This window comes from Xanthomonas campestris pv. campestris str. ATCC 33913 (genome assembly GCF_000007145.1).
Lineage (GTDB): Bacteria > Pseudomonadota > Gammaproteobacteria > Xanthomonadales > Xanthomonadaceae > Xanthomonas > Xanthomonas campestris.
In genome coordinates this window covers 3,120,394-3,137,205 of sequence record NC_003902.1, presented here as the reverse complement: position 1 = coordinate 3,137,205, position 16,812 = coordinate 3,120,394, and the positions used below count along the sequence as shown (strand labels likewise).

General features: G+C 66.4%; 12 protein-coding genes and 2 pseudogenes. 8 read left to right on the top strand and 6 right to left on the bottom strand.

Annotated elements, in window-relative coordinates; translation table 11 throughout:
• Nucleotides 1-117: 117 nt before the first annotated feature.
• The 4 genes and pseudogenes from XCC_RS22245 to XCC_RS13710 form a co-directional block, all read right to left on the bottom strand.
• Nucleotides 118-423: pseudogene (locus XCC_RS22245) on the bottom strand (hypothetical protein).
• Nucleotides 424-433: 10 nt separating this feature from the next.
• Nucleotides 434-676 (bottom strand): RNA-binding S4 domain-containing protein, encoded by a 243-nt coding sequence (locus XCC_RS13720; RefSeq protein WP_011037775.1) that lies wholly within the window; start codon nt 674-676, stop codon nt 434-436.
• 182 nt (nt 677-858) lie between these two features.
• On the bottom strand, nt 859-1,506 hold the full coding sequence (locus XCC_RS13715) for a hypothetical protein (RefSeq protein ID WP_011037774.1): 648 nt from the start codon (nt 1,504-1,506) through the stop codon (nt 859-861).
• A 30-nt stretch (nt 1,507-1,536) separates the two neighbouring features.
• Nucleotides 1,537-2,037: an RNA polymerase sigma factor gene (locus XCC_RS13710; RefSeq protein ID WP_011037773.1), complete on the bottom strand. Its 501-nt coding sequence runs from the start codon at nt 2,035-2,037 to the stop codon at nt 1,537-1,539.
• A 172-nt stretch (nt 2,038-2,209) separates the two neighbouring features.
• Here XCC_RS13710 and XCC_RS13705 point away from each other — a divergent pair, with 172 nt between their 5' ends.
• The 3 genes from XCC_RS13705 to XCC_RS13695 all read left to right on the top strand — a co-directional run bounded on the left by XCC_RS13705 (nt 2,210) and on the right by XCC_RS13695 (nt 7,459).
• Nucleotides 2,210-4,138: a DEAD/DEAH box helicase gene (locus XCC_RS13705; protein ID WP_011037772.1), complete on the top strand. Its 1,929-nt coding sequence runs from the start codon at nt 2,210-2,212 to the stop codon at nt 4,136-4,138.
• A 130-nt stretch (nt 4,139-4,268) separates the two neighbouring features.
• Entirely contained in the window at nt 4,269-6,680 is a 2,412-nt protein-coding gene (locus XCC_RS13700; RefSeq protein WP_029628911.1) for a putative bifunctional diguanylate cyclase/phosphodiesterase, read from the top strand.
• A 56-nt stretch (nt 6,681-6,736) separates the two neighbouring features.
• Nucleotides 6,737-7,459: a pseudouridine synthase gene (locus XCC_RS13695; RefSeq protein ID WP_011037770.1), complete on the top strand. Its 723-nt coding sequence runs from the start codon at nt 6,737-6,739 to the stop codon at nt 7,457-7,459.
• A gap of 369 nt (nt 7,460-7,828) precedes the next feature.
• On the opposite strand, the gene XCC_RS13690 is transcribed toward XCC_RS13695, so the two are convergent.
• Both XCC_RS13690 and XCC_RS13685 read right to left on the bottom strand, forming a co-directional pair.
• On the bottom strand, nt 7,829-8,776 hold the full coding sequence (locus XCC_RS13690) for a DMT family transporter (protein WP_011037769.1): 948 nt from the start codon (nt 8,774-8,776) through the stop codon (nt 7,829-7,831).
• Between the two features lie 672 nt (nt 8,777-9,448).
• Nucleotides 9,449-10,276: a DUF72 domain-containing protein gene (locus XCC_RS13685; protein WP_011037768.1), complete on the bottom strand. Its 828-nt coding sequence runs from the start codon at nt 10,274-10,276 to the stop codon at nt 9,449-9,451.
• 194 nt (nt 10,277-10,470) lie between these two features.
• On the opposite strand from XCC_RS13685, the gene rraA reads away from it, so the two are divergent.
• The 5 genes and pseudogenes from rraA to XCC_RS13665 all read left to right on the top strand — a co-directional run bounded on the left by rraA (nt 10,471) and on the right by XCC_RS13665 (nt 16,320).
• Complete coding sequence (gene rraA / locus XCC_RS13680; protein WP_011037767.1) at nt 10,471-10,971, top strand: ribonuclease E activity regulator RraA; 501 nt, start codon at nt 10,471-10,473, stop codon at nt 10,969-10,971.
• Between the two features lie 60 nt (nt 10,972-11,031).
• A pseudogene (locus tag XCC_RS13675) lies at nt 11,032-12,602 on the top strand (serine hydrolase).
• Nucleotides 12,603-12,905: 303 nt separating this feature from the next.
• The gene (locus XCC_RS13670) at nt 12,906-14,171 is read left to right on the top strand and encodes a cation:proton antiporter (protein WP_011037764.1); all 1,266 of its coding nucleotides are present in this window, start codon (nt 12,906-12,908) and stop codon (nt 14,169-14,171) included.
• 53 nt (nt 14,172-14,224) lie between these two features.
• On the top strand, nt 14,225-14,359 hold the full coding sequence (locus tag XCC_RS22560; protein WP_256364321.1) for a hypothetical protein: 135 nt from the start codon (nt 14,225-14,227) through the stop codon (nt 14,357-14,359).
• A gap of 128 nt (nt 14,360-14,487) precedes the next feature.
• A complete protein-coding gene (locus XCC_RS13665) occupies nt 14,488-16,320 on the top strand; it encodes an ABC transporter ATP-binding protein (protein WP_011037763.1) in 1,833 nt (610 codons plus the stop codon).
• The last annotated feature ends 492 nt before the right edge of the window (nt 16,321-16,812 follow it).

The following is a 16,812-nucleotide window of genomic DNA, read 5'->3' as shown; positions in this document are numbered from 1 at the left end:
CACCTTGCAACGGCGTCCGATGCGTGGTGTTGCAGGACGGCATCCGCTGCGTCGGGAATGCCGGCGCGGCAATTGCGCGGACTGCGATCAGGCCGGCTTACATCAGCCGCACTGCAGTCAGGCGGGTGCGTTCACGCGTGCAGGGATCGCATTGATCGCGGTTGGCGCATCGCCACTGCGCAGTGCCGCTTCCAGCAGTGGGATGACCCAGGCGTAGCTGGCCTTGGTCACGTCCGCACGCCAATCGCCGCGTCAGCCTTCCAGCGGATGCAAGGCACGCATGCTGCCCCCGCCACGCTCCGCGTGACCACCACGAAGCGACTGTTCGAACCAGAGCGGTGTGGCCGAATCGGCCGCAATCGAAACACTGCAGACATCGCGCTCCGGGTCGTCGGCCGAGCGCGCGATGGTGCGCCAGCTCACCTGCCCACTGTCATTCCGCCGGGTCCGCCTCTGGATCCATCGCCAGCACCCGGATCTCCACGTCATCCAACTGCACCAGTTGGCCCGGCCGGATCTTGGCGGTCTTGCGCAGCTCCTGCACACCATCGACGCTGACCGCGCCACTGGCGACGATCGCCTTGCCCTGGCCACCGCTGTCGGCGATGCCGGCCAGCTTGAGTAGCTGGTTGAGCTCGATGTACTCGCCGTCCAGGTCGAATTCCAGAAATTGCATGGTGTGCTCGGTGACAGGGAGGGGGGCGATTATCCGCCTGGAGCGGCTGGCAACACCACTGCGCAATGACGTGGGTGTACTGGCGAGGCGTTCTGTGCGTGAGGTTGCTTGATCACCCAACGGCTGCAGGTCGCGGCGCGGTGGGCGCTGCATAGTGCGTGGTGCAGGTCGCCCGTCGCCCGCTAGTCGCGCTGGAAGCGTGCGATCTCTTCCAGCATGCGTTCGGCGCGAATGACGCCGGTACCGGCGTGCGCGCGGTCAATGCGTTCCAGCCAGGGATGTTGTGCGCGTTGTAGCCGCCGAAAGCCGAGCCAGGTGCCGATGCCGCCGGCCACGCCGACCAGCAGGTTGAGCACCAGCCAATCGGTCGGCAGGGTTTGGCCGGTGAGGGCGCGCCAGAGCGCGTCGGCCACGGCAATCCACAGCACCCAAAACGCCACGCCCAGCCACGGCGCCACGCGCGTGCGCCAGCGTCGCAACCTGGCGAGCGCGTGTTGCGTGCGCAGCAGCGGCCCTGCGACATTGAACTGTGTCAGCAGCTGCAGCTGCACCATCGCGGAGATCGCCAATGCCATGCACCAGGCCTGCAGCAGCACGCCGCCAATGACCGCCACGGGCTGATCCGTGTGGGGAATCCAGCTGCGTGCGCTCACAATGGCCAGTGCCAGCGCGCACAGCAATTGCGCGGTCTGCGCGACCCAGAGCGGGCGCAGGCTGCTGCGCACCGTCTCTTCATGCACAACACCAAGCAGTTGCCCGGTCTGTGCAGCCTGCTGATCCAGGCGCTGTTCCAGCGTCTGCCAGGCATGTTTCATGTCATCCAGTTCCATGGGGTTGCTCCGGTTGCACAAGGGGAAAGGTCACAGTTCGGCGCGGATGCGCGCTTTCAGGCGGCTGAGCTTCGTGGCCACGTTGGTTTCGCTGATGCCCAGCACATCGGCGATCTCGCGGTAGCTGTGGTCGTCCAGGTAGAGCAGCATCAACGCGCGCTCCAGCCGTGGCAGCTGCGCGATGAAGGTGTAGAGCGCGGTGAGCTGGTGTTCGCGCGCCGGGTCGCGGGCATGCGGGTCGGCAATGCTGTCGACCAGCGTGCCCACATCGAGCACCTCGCTAGGGGCATGCCGGCGGCTGCGCAAGTCGCTGATCGCCACGTTCAACGCGATGCGGTACATCCAGGTGGAAAAACGGCGGTGCGGGTCGTAGCTGGGGAAGGCCCGCCACAGGTGCGTGGCGATGTCCTGGGCCAGATCGGCGCGGTCATCCGGATCCCGGCAATAGCTCGCCGCGACCTTGAGCACGATGCCTCGGTGCTGCTGCATCAGAGCACTGAAGCGGGCGTGCAGGTCTGTTTGTTGGGGCATGGGAACGGCGGCGTGGGTGGGCGAGGAGGGCATGTCTGGATGATTCGCCGGGAGGGTGAAAATCCTCACAACCTGAACAAACTGTCACGAACCTTCGACAGCAGGGGTCTTCTGGGCGCACACTATGTTGCTTTGCGCCTGCCGGCTCCGTGCGGCGCCTCCGGAGTTACCCATGACCCAAGAATCTTCCGCGCCGCTGCTGTTTGCAGACCTCGGCCTCTCAGATGCTGTGATGAAGGCGGTTGCCGCCGTCGGCTACGAGACCCCTTCGCCGATCCAGGCCGCCACCATCCCGGCGCTGCTGGCCGGTCGCGACGTGCTCGGCCAGGCCCAGACCGGTACCGGCAAGACCGCCGCGTTCGCGCTGCCGGTGCTGTCCAATGCCGACCTGAACCAGGTCAAGCCGCAGGCGCTGGTGCTGGCGCCGACGCGCGAGCTGGCCATCCAGGTGGCCGAAGCCTTCCAGAAATATGCCGAAGCCATCCCCGGTTTCCGCGTGCTGCCGGTGTACGGCGGCCAGCCGTATGCCCAGCAGCTCAGCGCGCTCAAGCGCGGCGTGCACGTGGTGGTGGGCACCCCGGGCCGGGTGATCGATCACCTGGACCGCGGCACCCTGGACCTGTCGCAGCTGAAGACGCTGGTGCTGGACGAAGCCGACGAAATGCTGCGCATGGGCTTCATCGACGACGTCGAAGCGGTGCTGAAGAAGCTGCCGGAAAAGCGCCAGGTGGCGTTGTTCTCCGCGACCATGCCGCCGGCGATCCGCCGCATTGCGCAGACCTATCTGAAGGACCCTGCCGAAGTCACCATCGCGGCCAAGACCACCACCTCGGCCAATATCCGCCAGCGCTACTGGTGGGTGAGCGGCCTGCACAAGCTGGACGCGCTGACCCGCATCCTGGAAGTCGAGCCGTTCGACGGCATGATCATCTTCGCGCGCACCAAGGCCGCTACCGAAGAGCTGGCGCAAAAGCTGCAGGCGCGCGGTCTGGCCGCGGCCGCCATCAATGGCGACATGCAGCAGGCCGCCCGTGAAAAGACCATTGCCCAGCTCAAGGACGGCAAGCTCGACATCCTGGTCGCCACCGACGTGGCCGCGCGCGGCCTGGACGTGGAACGCGTCAGCCACGTGCTGAACTACGACATTCCGTACGACACCGAAAGCTACGTGCACCGCATCGGCCGCACCGGCCGTGCCGGCCGCAACGGCGACGCGATCCTGTTCGTCACCCCGCGCGAGAAGGGCATGCTGCGCGCGATCGAGCGCGCCACCCGTCAGCCGATCGAAGAGATGCAGCTGCCGAGCGTGGACGCGGTCAACGACACCCGCGTGGCGCGTTTCATGACCCGCATCACCGAGACCCTGGCCGGCGGTCAGATCGAGATGTATCGCGATCTGCTGCAGCGCTACGAGAGCGAGAACAACGTGCCGGCGATCGACATCGCTGCGGCAATGGCCAAGTTGCTGCAGGGGAACGCCCCGTTCCTGCTGACTCCGCCGGTGCGTGGCGCGCGCGAAGACTTCGCACCGCGTGAGCGCAACGACCGCGCCGACCGTGGCGAGCGCCCGCGCTTCGAGCCCAAGTTCGAGCGTGGCCCGCGTGCGCCCGACGGCGAGCGTGGTGCACGTCCGCCGCGTCCGGACCGCCCGGCCTATGGTGAAGACGCCGGCGCCGAGCGTCCGCGCCGCGAGCCGAGCGCGCCGCGCGGCGAGCCGGAGTTCGGCATGGAGAGCTACCGCATCGAAGTGGGCCACACCCATGGCGTGAAGCCGGCCAACATCGTCGGCGCCATCGCCAACGAAGCCGGCCTGGAAAGCCGCTACATCGGCCGCATCGACATCCAGGACGATTACTCGATCCTGGATCTGCCGGCCGACATGCCGCGCGAACTGCTGACCCACCTGAAGAAGGTCTGGGTGTCGGGCCAGCAGCTCAACATGCGCAAGCTGGAAGAGGGCGAGGCGGCCGCTGCGGCGGCGTCCAAGCCCAAGTTCCCGCGTGGCCCCAGGCCGGCGGGCCGGCCCAACCGGCCGATGGACCGCGCTGGCGCGCCGCACCGCAAGGGTCCGCCCAAGCCGCGTGGCCCGCGTAGCGAGTAAGCGCGCCTGAGCATGCCTGTGCGCAGCGTCCGCCAAGCGGGCGCTGCCATACAGACTCTGCCATTGCTGCCGTTACTGCCTTCAGGCGCCCACTGGGCGCCTGAGACGCATTGGGCAGCGGTGGACGGTGATGGCGAAAGCGCAGGCGGCACGAGGCACAGGTGGCGGCGGGACCATGCAGACGGTGCGTGGCTGGCTCACGCTGCCGTTGGCGCTGTTGATCGTGCTGACCGGCTGCATGGCGGTGCTGTCGGCACTGGTGATCGAGGTCCAGGCCGGTGCCACCAGCTGGATCATTGGCGAGAGCCACTGGTCCAAGGCCCAGCAGGAATCGGTTTACTGGCTGGAGCGCTACCTCGGCAGCGCCGATCCGGCGGATCTGCAGGCGGCCTGTCGCGCACTGGAAGTGCCGTTGGGCGATCGCGCGGCGCGGTTGGCGGTGGATGCCTCGCCAATCGACTGGGCCGAGGTCTATGCCGGTCTGGCGGCCGGCCGCAATGCCCGTGAAGACATGCCTCAGATGGTGCGCCTGTACCGGTATGGGCAGCGCCTGCCGTACCTGGGCAGCGCAATTGCGCTGTGGAAGCACACCGATGGCGACATCCTGCATCTGAGCCTGCTGGCCGACCGGGCGGCCTCCGCCCAGGCCACCGGCACGCCGGACGCGCGCGCACTGCAGTCCTTGCGTGCCGAACTGCATCTGCTGGATGGCCGCATGCGGCGCGATGCCGCCCAGTTCCTGACCTTGCTGACCCGCTGCGCGCGCATGCTGCACGATGTGATGGTGACCTGCAGCCTGGCCACCTTGCTGCTGGTGCTGAGCACCTGCGTGCTGGCGATCCGGCGCACCCGCGACTACCTGATGTCGCACGAAGGCCGCTTCCGCACCGCGTTTCAGCATGCCGCGCTGGGCATGGTGAAGTTCGACCTGAGCGGGCGCGTGCTCGATGCCAATGCCTCCCTGGCGAACATCCTGCAGTACCCGCCAGAGGCCTTGCAGGCCTGCACGCTGGCCGAGGTGATGCACCCCGACGACATCGTGCTGGACAGCCGCGGGCTGATCGACTGGCCGCGGCTGATGCAGGCTGGCGAGCTACGCTTTCTGCGCTCCGATGGCGGGGTGCTGTGGGGGCGCTGGAGTGCCTCGCTGGTGGAGCCGGGGCCGCAGGAGCCAAGCCTGGTGCTGGCGGTGATCGAGGATGTCTCGCAGGCGCACGAACTGGCCGACGAAGTGGCCTATCACGCGCGCCATGATGCGCTCACCGGGTTGATCAATCGCCGCGAGATCGAGCGCAGGCTGCAACGCCTGATCGACCCGCCGCAGTCACCGCAGCTGTGCCACGCGCTGTGCTTCGTGGACCTGGATCACTTCAAACTGGTCAACGACACTTTCGGGCATGCGGTGGGCGACAAGTTCCTGTGCCACTTCGCCGACGTGATCACCATGCAGCTGCGCCCCGGCGACTGGCTGGGGCGGCTGGGCGGCGACGAGTTCGCGATCCTGCTGGCCAACACCGACCTGGCGCATGCGCACACGCTGCTGGAGCGGATGCATGGCGTGCTTGGGCAGCCGTGGAGCCACCAGGGCGGCCGGCCGCTGACCCCCAGCTGCAGTTTCGGCGTGGTGGAGATCCGCCAGGGGGCCGACGACGTCAACCTGCTGATGACCGCGGCCGACCTGGCCTGCCATGCGGCCAAGGAAGAGGGCCGCAACCGCATCCGCAGTTTCGGCGAGACCGATCTGGCGATGGCGCGGCGGCGCCACGACGGCGGCTGGATCAGCGCGGTGCAGCAGGCGATCGCCGAGGACCGGCTGCTGCTGTACGCGCAGAAGATCCAGGTGCTCAGCGACCCGGGGCGTGTGCAATACGAAGTGCTGGTGCGCATGCGCACGCGCGACGGGCGCGTGCTCAGCCCTGGCGAATTCCTGCCGGCGGTGGAACGTTACGGCCTGGGCCGCATGGTGGATGCGCACGTGCTGGAAACCCTTTGTGCGCAGCTCTCTGCCAATCCGGCGCATGTGGCGAGCCTGGACCTGTGCCATGTAAACCTGTCCGCGCAGTCGATCGCGCAACGCGACTTCCTGGATTTTGTGTGCGCCTTGTTCGAGCGCTACCCGGCGCTGGTGGCCAAGCTGTGCCTGGAAATCACCGAAACCGCAGTGATCGGCGATCTGGAGCACGCGCAGCGGTTCGTGCAGAGCGTGCGTGCGCGCGGCTGCCATGTGGCGCTGGATGATTTTGGCAGCGGCCTGGCTTCGTTCGGTTATCTCAAGCAATTTACGGTGGATGTGCTCAAGATCGACTGCGGCTTCGTGCGCAATTACGCGCATGACGCCGTGGACCGCGCCACCGTGCATTCGATCGCGCAGGTAGGGCTGGCGCTGGGGATCGAGGTGGTGGCCGAGGGCGTGGAATCGGAGGCCGACATCGCCGGCCTGCGCGAGGCCGGGGTCGGCCAGGTGCAAGGGTTTAGCCTGCACAGGCCATGCCCGCTGGACGACCTGCTGCATGTGTCGCTACCCAGCCTGGCTGCCTCCTGAGCGGCCCTGACGCACGCAATGGCCCGCGCGGCGCCGCAATCGCCGATAATCCGCCGATGACGACCCGACTCAACAAACATATCGCCGAAACCGGCTTTTGCTCCCGCCGCGAGGCGGACCGCCTGATCGGCGAACGCCGCGTCACCGTCAATGGCGTGATCGCCGGCACCGGCGCGGTGGTCGGCGAAGACGACACCGTGCTGGTGGACGGCCAGCCCCTGCGCGTGCGCGAGGCCAAAAAGCCTGGTACGCGCCGCCACGTGTACATCGCACTCAACAAGCCAGTGGGCATCACCAGCACCACCGAGAGTTCGGTGAAGGGCAACATCGTGGAATTCGTGGGCCACGAGCAGCGCATCTTCCCGATCGGCCGGCTGGACAAGGACTCCGAAGGGCTGATCCTGATGACCAGCAACGGCAACATCGTCAACGAGATCCTGCGCGCGGAAAATCGGCACCAGAAGGAATACCTGGTGGCGGTCAACAAGCCGGTCACCGACGAATTCCTGCGCGGCATGGCCCGCGGCGTGCGCCTGCATGACGAAACCACCTTGCCGTGCCGTACCGCGCGCATCGCCAAGTTCGGTTTCCGCATCGTGCTGGAGCAGGGCTTGAACCGGCAGATCCGCCTGATGGCCGCGGCGTTCGGCTTCCGCGTGACCCAGCTGCGCCGCGTGCGCATCGACAACATCAAGCTGGCCGCGCTCAAGCCCGGCCAGTGGCGCAATCTCACCGACCAGGAATTGCAGGGGTTATTGCCGCAGCGTACTGATTGGTGAGTGTGGCTTGGCAGTGTGTTGGGGCGGTCGTTGCTTGGCGCAGTTTGATCGTCCCTCGGACGCTTCCCGATGCATCATCTGGAATGCTCATCGTAGGAGCGCGCTTGCGCGCGATGGGGCGTTACCGGTAAAGCCCTCGCGCGCAAGCGCGCTCCTACAACGGCCGGGTGCTTGTGACGCATTAGGACGCTGGTGCGCAGCGCGTGCTGAGCCTGTCGTGCGAATTGGTACTGCGATGACTTGGCGGCGCAGACACTCAGAAGGATTGGTGCCCGTAGGAGCGCGCTTGCGCGCGATGGGGCGTTCCCGGTCAAGCCCCTCGCGCGCAAGCGCGCTCCTACGAAAAACATGGCCGTTCGGCGTGGCCGATCAATCGACGATGTTCTTCGCCTCGGCGGTGCCGAGCAATTCGGGATGCACCACCTTGCGGCGCCGCTCCAGCACCGGATGCAGGAAGACCGCGCCCAGGATGATCGCCACGCCGAGGTAAAACAGCGGCGTCAGTTCGCGTTGTTCGCCCAGCAACACGATCGCCAGCACGATCGCGTAGACCGGCTCCAGGTTGGTCACCAGCTGCACCGAGTAGGCGCTGAGGTGCCGCAGCGCGACCAGCGCCAGGGCAAATGGCAGCAGCGTGCAGGCCAGGGCGAGGCCGAGCAGCAACACGCCATCGTGCAGGCTGGGCAGCACCAGCAGGTCGCCATGCAGGGCTGGCAGCACCAATGGCAAGGCAGGCGCCAGCACCGTCAGGGCCAGCGTGCCAGCGCCCAGTTCCAGGGCGGTGACGGTGAGCGGGTCGGCGTGCGCCACCATGCGTTTGTTGAGCGAGCCGAACAAGCCGACGAACACCGCCGAGACCGCGCCGACCACCACGCCCGCACGCATGCCATCGGGCACGCCACCGACCACCAGCGCCACGCCCGGCAACACCGCCAGCCCGAACAGCAGCTCGCGCGGCCGGAACGGGCGCTGCGCCACCCAGGGTTCGATCACCGCAGTGAACACCGGCGCCAATGCGATACAGGTCGCCGCCACCGAAGCGTTCGCCAGCTTGATAGCGCCATAAAAGGTGAGCCAGTGCAGCGCCACCAGCACGCCGATGCCGCAATAGCCCAGCATCACCGGCGCCGACATCGCACGTAGCCCGCGCCACACGCGCGGCAGCAGCAACAACGCCACCACCACGATCAGCATCCGCCACCACACCAACGGCAGCGCCTGCAGCGTGATCAGCTTGCCGAGGATCGCGGTGATGCCCCAGAGCAGCACGCAGAAATGGATTTGCAGTTGCGCCTTGCGCAGGTCGGTCATGGGCATGCGCCATTGTCGCCGAAACCGCTGGGCTGGCCTACGTGTTGTTGGCTCCAAAGCGGTGCGCGCAGAACTACGGAAGCGGGCGTCGGGTTGTCTCCACAGGCGGCGCAGGCTGAGTCAAGGCCAAGCCTGTAGCGGCATGTGTCTTCGGCCCCAAGGCGTTGTGCGCGGTACTGCAGAAGCGTCATCGGGTTTCTCTGGAGCTATCGCAGGTGTAGCCACCACCACAGCGGTGCGCGCCAGCCACTGGCACACCGAACGCAACCGTCGCGCCTGACCTGCGCGGTCGCGCCTCACGCCCCGCTAGCGGTCCATTGCCTGAAGAGGGATCATCATCGCTTCCGGCTTTAGTTGCTCAGGCGAGCTGATGAAAGACCAGCGCATTTCGCGCACAGTGGCCGTTGCCGTTGCCGCGCGTGTAGCGGCCGGCCGCTGGCACAACGACCGCACTCGTAATGCCTGAGCTGCGCCGCAGCGCCTCGCGCGCCGCTAGCGGTCCATTACCTGCAGAAGGACCATCATCGCCTTCGGGTTGCGTTGCTCAGGCGGACTGATGAAAGACCAGAGCATCTCGCGCACAGTGGCCGTTGCCGTTGCCGCGCGTGTAGCGGCCGGCCGCTGGCACAACGACCGCACCCGTAATGCCTGAGCTGCGCCGCAGCGCGTTGCGCGCCGCTAGCGTCCCAGCGCCTGCAGCAGCGCCATCGCCGCAGCCGGGTTGCGCTCCTTGGCTGCGCTGATGAAGAACACGAACACCTCGCGCGCAGTGGCCGGCGCCGGTGCATCGCCGACATGCGGAAGATCGGCCGGGTCTTCGCCGCGTCGCCAGGCCTGGATGCGCTCGGCCCACTGCGCCAGCGCAGGTGCCGGATAACCGGTGTGCAGGCGTGCCTGGCTGCGCATCAGCCGTGCATACACAAAATCCGTGGAGAGATCGGCAAACGAGGGGTGTTCGTCAGAATCAGTGAACACCGTGGCCACGCCATGTTGGCGCACCCGCGCGATGAGCGCGGAATCCACGGCGGCGTGGTCACGGATCTCCAGCACGTGCCGTAGCACGCGGCTGCCAGCGCGCTTGGGCAACAGCGACAGGAACCCCTCCAGGTCATCGGGCTGCAGGCGATGGCCTTGTTCGAATTGCCACACCAGCGGCCCGAGTGTGTCGCCCAGCTCGGCAATGCCACCGATGAAGTCCTCCACCTGCGCGCCGGTGCCAGCCAGCGTGCGTGATTGGGTGATACGCCTCGGCGCCTTGGCCGAGAACACAAAGCCCGGTGGCACCTCGTCGCGCCACTTCGCGTAGGTCGCCGGTTTCTGCGCACCGTAGTACGTGCCGTTGATTTCGATCGCGGTGACATGGCGGCTGGCGTATTCCAGCTCCCGGCGCTGCACCAGGCCCTCGGGATAGAACATGCCGGCGCGCCACGGTGCGTACACCCAACCGCCAATGCCGACATGGATGCCTTCCAGGGCAGGGGGCGCTGCAGCGAACAGATCGGTCATGGCGGGCTCCGCAGTGGCGAGGGGGGGGCATGCCGCGATGTGCCGGAACTGCGATCGCTGCAAGTGACCGATGATACCGCCGCCGCCGCGAGACGCTGGCGACAGCGGATACCTTGCGTCGTGCAACCAGCGCCCGAGGATGCTCTGTCGCTGGCAGCCGGCTACCATCGGGCTCCCCTTGCCGGAGCGTTGTCATGACCTGGACCACCCCCGATCTTTGCGACCGCTTTCCCGAGGTGGCGGTCGCCGAACCGCTGTTTCGGCACTTTGGTGGGCGCACCACCTTTTCCGGGCCGATCGCCACGGTGCGCTGTGTCGAGGACAACTCGCGCATACGCGAGCTGGCCTCCACGCCTGGCGACGGGCGCGTGCTGGTGGTCGATGGGCAGGGCTCCTTGCGGCAGGCTTTGTTCGGTGACCAGATCGGCGCACAGGCGGTGGCCAATGGCTGGGCCGGCGTGCTGATCCACGGGTGCGTGCGCGACGTGGAGATCCTGGCCGGCTTGCCGTTGGGGGTGCTGGCGTTGGCGGCGTGCCCACGCCGCACCGAGCGCCGCGACCTGGGCGATGTGGACGTGCCGGTGAATTTTGCCGGCGTGGCGTTCGTCCCCGGGCACTGGCTGTATGCCGATGCGAACGGTGTCGTGGTGGCCGCGACGCCGTTGTCGTTGGAAATCGCCGGCGTGGAGCATTGATCGATGAGCACAGAGCAGCACAGCAAGCCGATGACCTGGATGATGGTGGGAGCGATGGCGATGGCTGGCATGACAGTGAGTGGTGTCACCTTGGCCGCTGAGACGGCTGCATTGCCGGCCGGCATGCAGCAGTTCGATGCGCAGATGGAGCGGGTGCGCAAGCAGTTCGATGTGCCCGGCATTGCCGTGGCCATCGTCAAGGATGGCCAGATCGTGCTGGAGCGCGGCTATGGTGTGCGCGAGCTGGGCAAGCCGGCGCCGGTGCAGGCCAACACGCTGTTCGCCATTGCTTCCAACACCAAGGCCTTCACCGCCGCATCGCTGTCGATCCTGGCCGATGAGGGCAAGCTCTCGCTGGACGACAGGGTCATCGAGCACCTGCCGTGGTTCCGCATGTCCGACCCGTATGTCACCAACGAAATGCGCGTGCGCGACCTGCTCGCGCACCGCAGCGGTTTGAGCCTGGGCGCAGGCGATCTGCTGTACTGGCCCACCACCAGTTACACCACCGAAGAAGTGGTGCAGCGCTTGGCCAAGGTGCCGCTCAAGGGCGGCTTCCGCGACCGCTACGCCTACGACAACATCCTGTACGCGGTCGCCCAGAAAGTGATCGAGCAGGTATCCGGGCAGAGCTATGCCGCGTTCCTGCAACAGCGCATTTTCACGCCGGTGGGCATGGCCGGCACACGCTTCAATGCCGACCACCTGCAACCCGGCGATACGGCCGCCGTGGGGCATGCCAAGTACGACTTCAGCAAGCTGCGCACGGTAGCGCCGCTGACCTGGTCCAACAATTCTGGCGCCGGTGGTGTGTATTCCAGTGCGCACGACATGGCGTTGTGGATGAACGTGCAACTGGCCGGCGGCACGCTGGCCGATGGCATCCCCTTGTTCAGTGCCAAGCGGCAGCGCGAGATGTGGTCGATGATCACGCCGATCAATGTGCCGGAGCCGGCGGTGCCCGAACTGGCCGCGGCGCGCCCCAACTTTGCCGGCTACGGCGAAGGTTGGAGCCTGAGCGATTACCGCGGCCATCGGCTGGTGTGGCACACCGGCGGTTGGCCCGGCATGGTGTCGCGGCTGACCCTGGTGCCGGAGCAAAAACTCGGCGTGGTGGTGCTGACCAATCAGGAAGTGGGCGCGGCATTCAACGCGGTGACGCTGCAGGTGCTGGATGCGTTCTTGCAGCTGCCCGCCACCGACTGGACCGCCGCCTACGCCAAGGCCGTGGAAAAGGCAGATGCCGAAGCCGATACCAGCTGGAAACACCATGAGCAGGCGCGTGCCAAGCGCTCGGCGCCGTCGTTACCGCTGAGTGGGTACGCCGCGACCTATCGCGACCCCTGTACGGCGAGGTGGTGATCCGCCAGGAGGGCAAGCGGCTGCGCCTGCAGTTCGCCAAGACCGCGCAACTGGTGGGCACGCTGAAGCACTGGCAGCACGACAGCTTCATCGTGCGCTGGGACGACCGCTCCTTGAATGCCGATGCGTTCGTCAACTTCGCGCTGACCCCCGACGGCAAGGTGCGTGAGATGCGCATGGAGGCCGTATCGCCATTGACCGACTTCAGTTTCGATTTCCAGGATCTGGTGTTGACGCCGGTGGCAGCGGCGGTGGCAGCGCAGGAGTGAACTGGCGCGCACCGGTGGCCCTGCAGGGGCCGCCGGGCCGCGGCGCAAGCAGACACGCGGCCGCCTGATTTCGGCCGAACTCAATCTGCGTCGCGTGGCTGACCAGCCGCCATGGAGCACGGCCTCTGAACGGTCGGTGGCGGCCCATCGGCTGCCCTCGCAATGCGGTCCCGCAGTCGCGCCCGCCTGTCGCGTAACGAACGCAACTGCTTGCAGGTCACCTGTGCGCGTAGCCCGTCGGCGCTATCGCCCACCGGCCTGGCTCGCTATGATCCGCGCAACTCTCAGGGACGCCGTCCACGCATGACCACTCCGCAGATGTCGGTGTATTTCTTTTTGCAGGCCGCCGCGATCCTGCTGGCGTGCCGTGTGGTCGGTCTGCTGGCCAAGCGCATAGGTCAACCGCAGGTGGTGGGCGAGATGATTGCCGGCGTGATGCTGGGGCCGTCGCTGTTCGGACTGGTGCTGCCGGATCTGCAGACGGCGCTGTTTCCCAAGCAAACCATGGACGTGCTGTACGTATTCGCGCAGTTCGGCGTGGGCCTGTACATGTTCCTGGTCGGCACCGACTTTCGTGGCGACCACTTCAAGGCGCGCTATCGCAGTGCCATGAGCGTGTCGTTGGCCGGCATCGCAGTGCCGTTTGCGTTGGCGTTTGCGCTGTGCCCGTGGTTGATCAACGTGCAGGGCCTGTTCTCCGAAAAGGCCAAGCTGATGGAGGCTTCGCTGTTCCTGGGTGCGGCCATCGCCATCACTGCCTTCCCGATGCTGGCGCGCATCATCCACGAGCGCGGCCTCACCAACAGCCCGTTGGGCACGCTGGCGCTCACCGCCGGCGCGTTCGACGATGCGGCGGCGTGGTGCATCCTGGCCGTGGTGCTGGCGAGCTTCGGTGGCAGCTGGGGTAGCGCGTATCTGGCCATCGGCGGCGGCGTGGCCTACGCGTTGTTCATGCTTTTTGTCGGGCGCCACCTTCTGCGCCGGTTGTCTGATTACGTGGTGCCCGATCAGCCGCTCGGCAACGGCGTGTTGGCGGTCATCCTGATGCTGTTCTGCCTCAGCGCCTGGGCGATGGATGCGATCGGTATCCATGCGGTGTTCGGCGGCTTCCTGCTCGGTGCCTGCCTGCCGAAGGGGGCGTTGACCGAAAAGCTGCGCGCGATGATGCAGCCGTTCGTGGTGGTGTTGCTGCTGCCGCTGTTCTTCACTTACTCGGGGCTCAAGACCCAGCTCAGCGTGCTGATGCAGCCGCAGATCATGCTGGCTGGCGTGGCGATCCTGGCGGCCTCGTTCATCGGCAAGGGCGTGGCCTGCTGGGCGGCGGCGCGTGCCACCGGCGAGAACAACCGCGACGCGATGGCGATCGGTTCGCTGATGAACGCGCGTGGCCTGATGGAGCTGATCATCATCAACATCGGCCTGCAGGCCGGGGTGATCGAACAAGGCCTGTTCTCGGTGCTGGTGCTGATGGCGATTTTGTCCACCTTGATGGCCACGCCGCTATTCAACTGGATCATGCGCTGCCACGCCCACGTGAGCGACGCGGTGCCGAGCCTGCAGGGCCGCTGAGCCGGCAGCTGGTGCATGCCGCGTAGCGTGCACCGGCACAGCAGATTGCAATCATGAAGCTGCTTGATGGCGGCGTTGTGCGCGGCCGCCGCCTTGCGTGGCCCGCAATATCGGCGTTGAAGGAGCGTCTGCGCGGCTTTCATCGCGAACGCATTGCGCGGGATCTGGCTGCCCTAAAAAGACGCTGAAGTCGGCAATCACGACGGCCGTGATCACACGCCTGCGCATGCCGTCGCCGCAGTGCACCGCACGTCGCCACTGCGGCTTGACGCCCGATCGGCTAGCCTGACGCCCCGATAGACCCGAAGTGCGCCCCATGTTCCGCTGGTTCGAATCCCTGATCGACACCTTTCCGCCCATCGAGCGAGAGATGCCGCCACGCAGCGTGTGGCGCTTTTACCTGCATTACCTGCGGCCGTTGTGGCCAATTCTGTTAGCGACCTTGATCGCCGGACTACTGCTGGCGCTGGTGGAAGTGGCGATGTTCGACTTCCTCGGCCGCATCGTCGACATGCTGGCCGAGCAGCCGGGGCCGGAGTTCTTCCGTCGCCATGCTGGCGAGCTGGTGTGGATGGCGGCGATCACGCTGGTGGCGCGGCCGTTCTTCACCGGGCTGCATAACCTGCTGGTCAATCAGGCCATCGTGCCGGGCCTGAGCAACCGCTCGCGCTGGCTGATGCACAACTACGTGGTGCGCCAGAGTCTGGCGTTCTTCCACAACGATTTTGCCGGGCGTATCGCCAACCGCGTGATGCAGACCGGCACCTCGCTGCGCGAATCGGCGGTGCAGATGGTCGATGCACTCTGGTACATCGTGGTCTATACCGGCAGCGCACTGTGGTTGTTCGCGCAGGCCGACCCATGGTTGATGGTGCCGCTGCTGTGTTGGCTGGTGGTGTATGTGGGGCTGATGGCGTTCTTCGTGCCGCGCATGAAGGCGCGTGCGTGGGTGGCATCGGACGCGCGCTCCAAGGCCACCGGGCGCATCGTGGATGGCTACACCAATATCGCCACGCTCAAGCTGTTTTCGCATGCGCGCAGCGAAGAGGCCTACGTGCGCGACGCGATCGACGAGCTGGCGGTCAAGCATCGCCTGCAGACACGCGTGACCACCGCAATGGACACCGCCATCGCCATCGCCAACGGCTTCCTGATCGTGGGCACCTGCGGGCTGGCGTTGTGGCTGTGGAGCCGCGGCCAGATCAGCGTGGGCGCCATTACGCTGGCCACCGGGCTGGTGATCCGCATCCACAACATGTCCGGCTGGATCATGTGGACGGTGAACGGCATTTTCGAAGACATCGGCAGCGTGCAGGACGGCATGCAGACCATTGCCCAGCCACTGACGGTGCAGGACCAGCCCACCGCGCTGCCGCTGCAGGTGACACGCGGCGCCGTGCATTTCGACCAGATCCACTTCCATTACGGCAAGCGCGGCGGGGTGATTGCCGGGCTGGATCTGCAGGTACGCGCCGGGGAAAAGATCGGTCTGGTGGGGCCCTCCGGCGCGGGCAAGTCGACGTTGGTCAATGTGCTGCTGCGCCTGTACGACCTGGAGCAGGGGCGCATCCTGATCGATGGCCAGGACATCGCCCAGGTCACGCAGGAAAGCCTGCGCGGGCAGATTGGTCTGGTCACGCAGGACACCTCGCTGCTGCACCGTTCCATTCGCGACAATCTGCTGTACGGCCGCCCGCAGGCCACCGAGGCGCAACTGCTGGACGCAGTGCACAAGGCGCGTGCAGATGGCTTTATCGACACGCTGGTGGATGGCGAAGGCCGCCGCGGTTTTGATGCACATGTGGGCGAACGCGGGGTCAAGTTGTCGGGTGGCCAGCGCCAGCGCATCGCCATCGCACGCGTGCTGCTGAAAGACGCGCCGATCCTGATCCTGGACGAGGCCACCTCTGCGCTGGATTCGGAAGTGGAAGCGGCCATCCAGGACAGCCTGGATGCGTTGATGAGTGACAAGACCGTCATTGCGATTGCGCACCGGCTTTCGACCATCGCGCGCATGGATCGCCTGGTGGTGATGGATGGTGGGCGCATCGTCGAGACAGGCACGCATGCGGAACTGATCGCGCACGGCGGCCTTTACGCCCGGCTATGGGCGCGGCAGACCGGTGGGTTTGTTGCGGCGGATGCGTGACGGAAAAGCGACGCGTGAGGACACGCAATTGGCTTCGTGTGGCTTGAAAACTTGCCAACGGAAATTAGCGAGCATCCAAGCCCCTCTCCCCTCGGGAGAGGGGTTGGGGTAAGGGTAGGGGGCGTAGCCACTGGCTAGTTGGACTACACGAGGCTTCGCCCGTACCCTCATCCGCCCCTACGGGGCACCTTCTCCCGAGGGGAGAAGGGACGCCGGCAGCTTTTCATCAAGCCCCTCTCCCGTCGGGAGAGGGGTTGGGGTGAGGGTACGGGGCGTAGCCACTCGCTAGTTGGACCACACGAGGCTTCGCCCGCACGCTCATCCGCCCCTGCGGGGCACCTTCTCCCGGTGGGAGAAGGGATGCAGGCAGCTCTTCATCAAGCCCCTCTCCCCTCGGGAGAGGGGTTGGGGTGAGGGTACGGCGCGTAGCCACTCGCTAGTTGGACTACACGAAGCTTCGCCCGCACCCTCATTCGCCCCTGCGGGGCATCT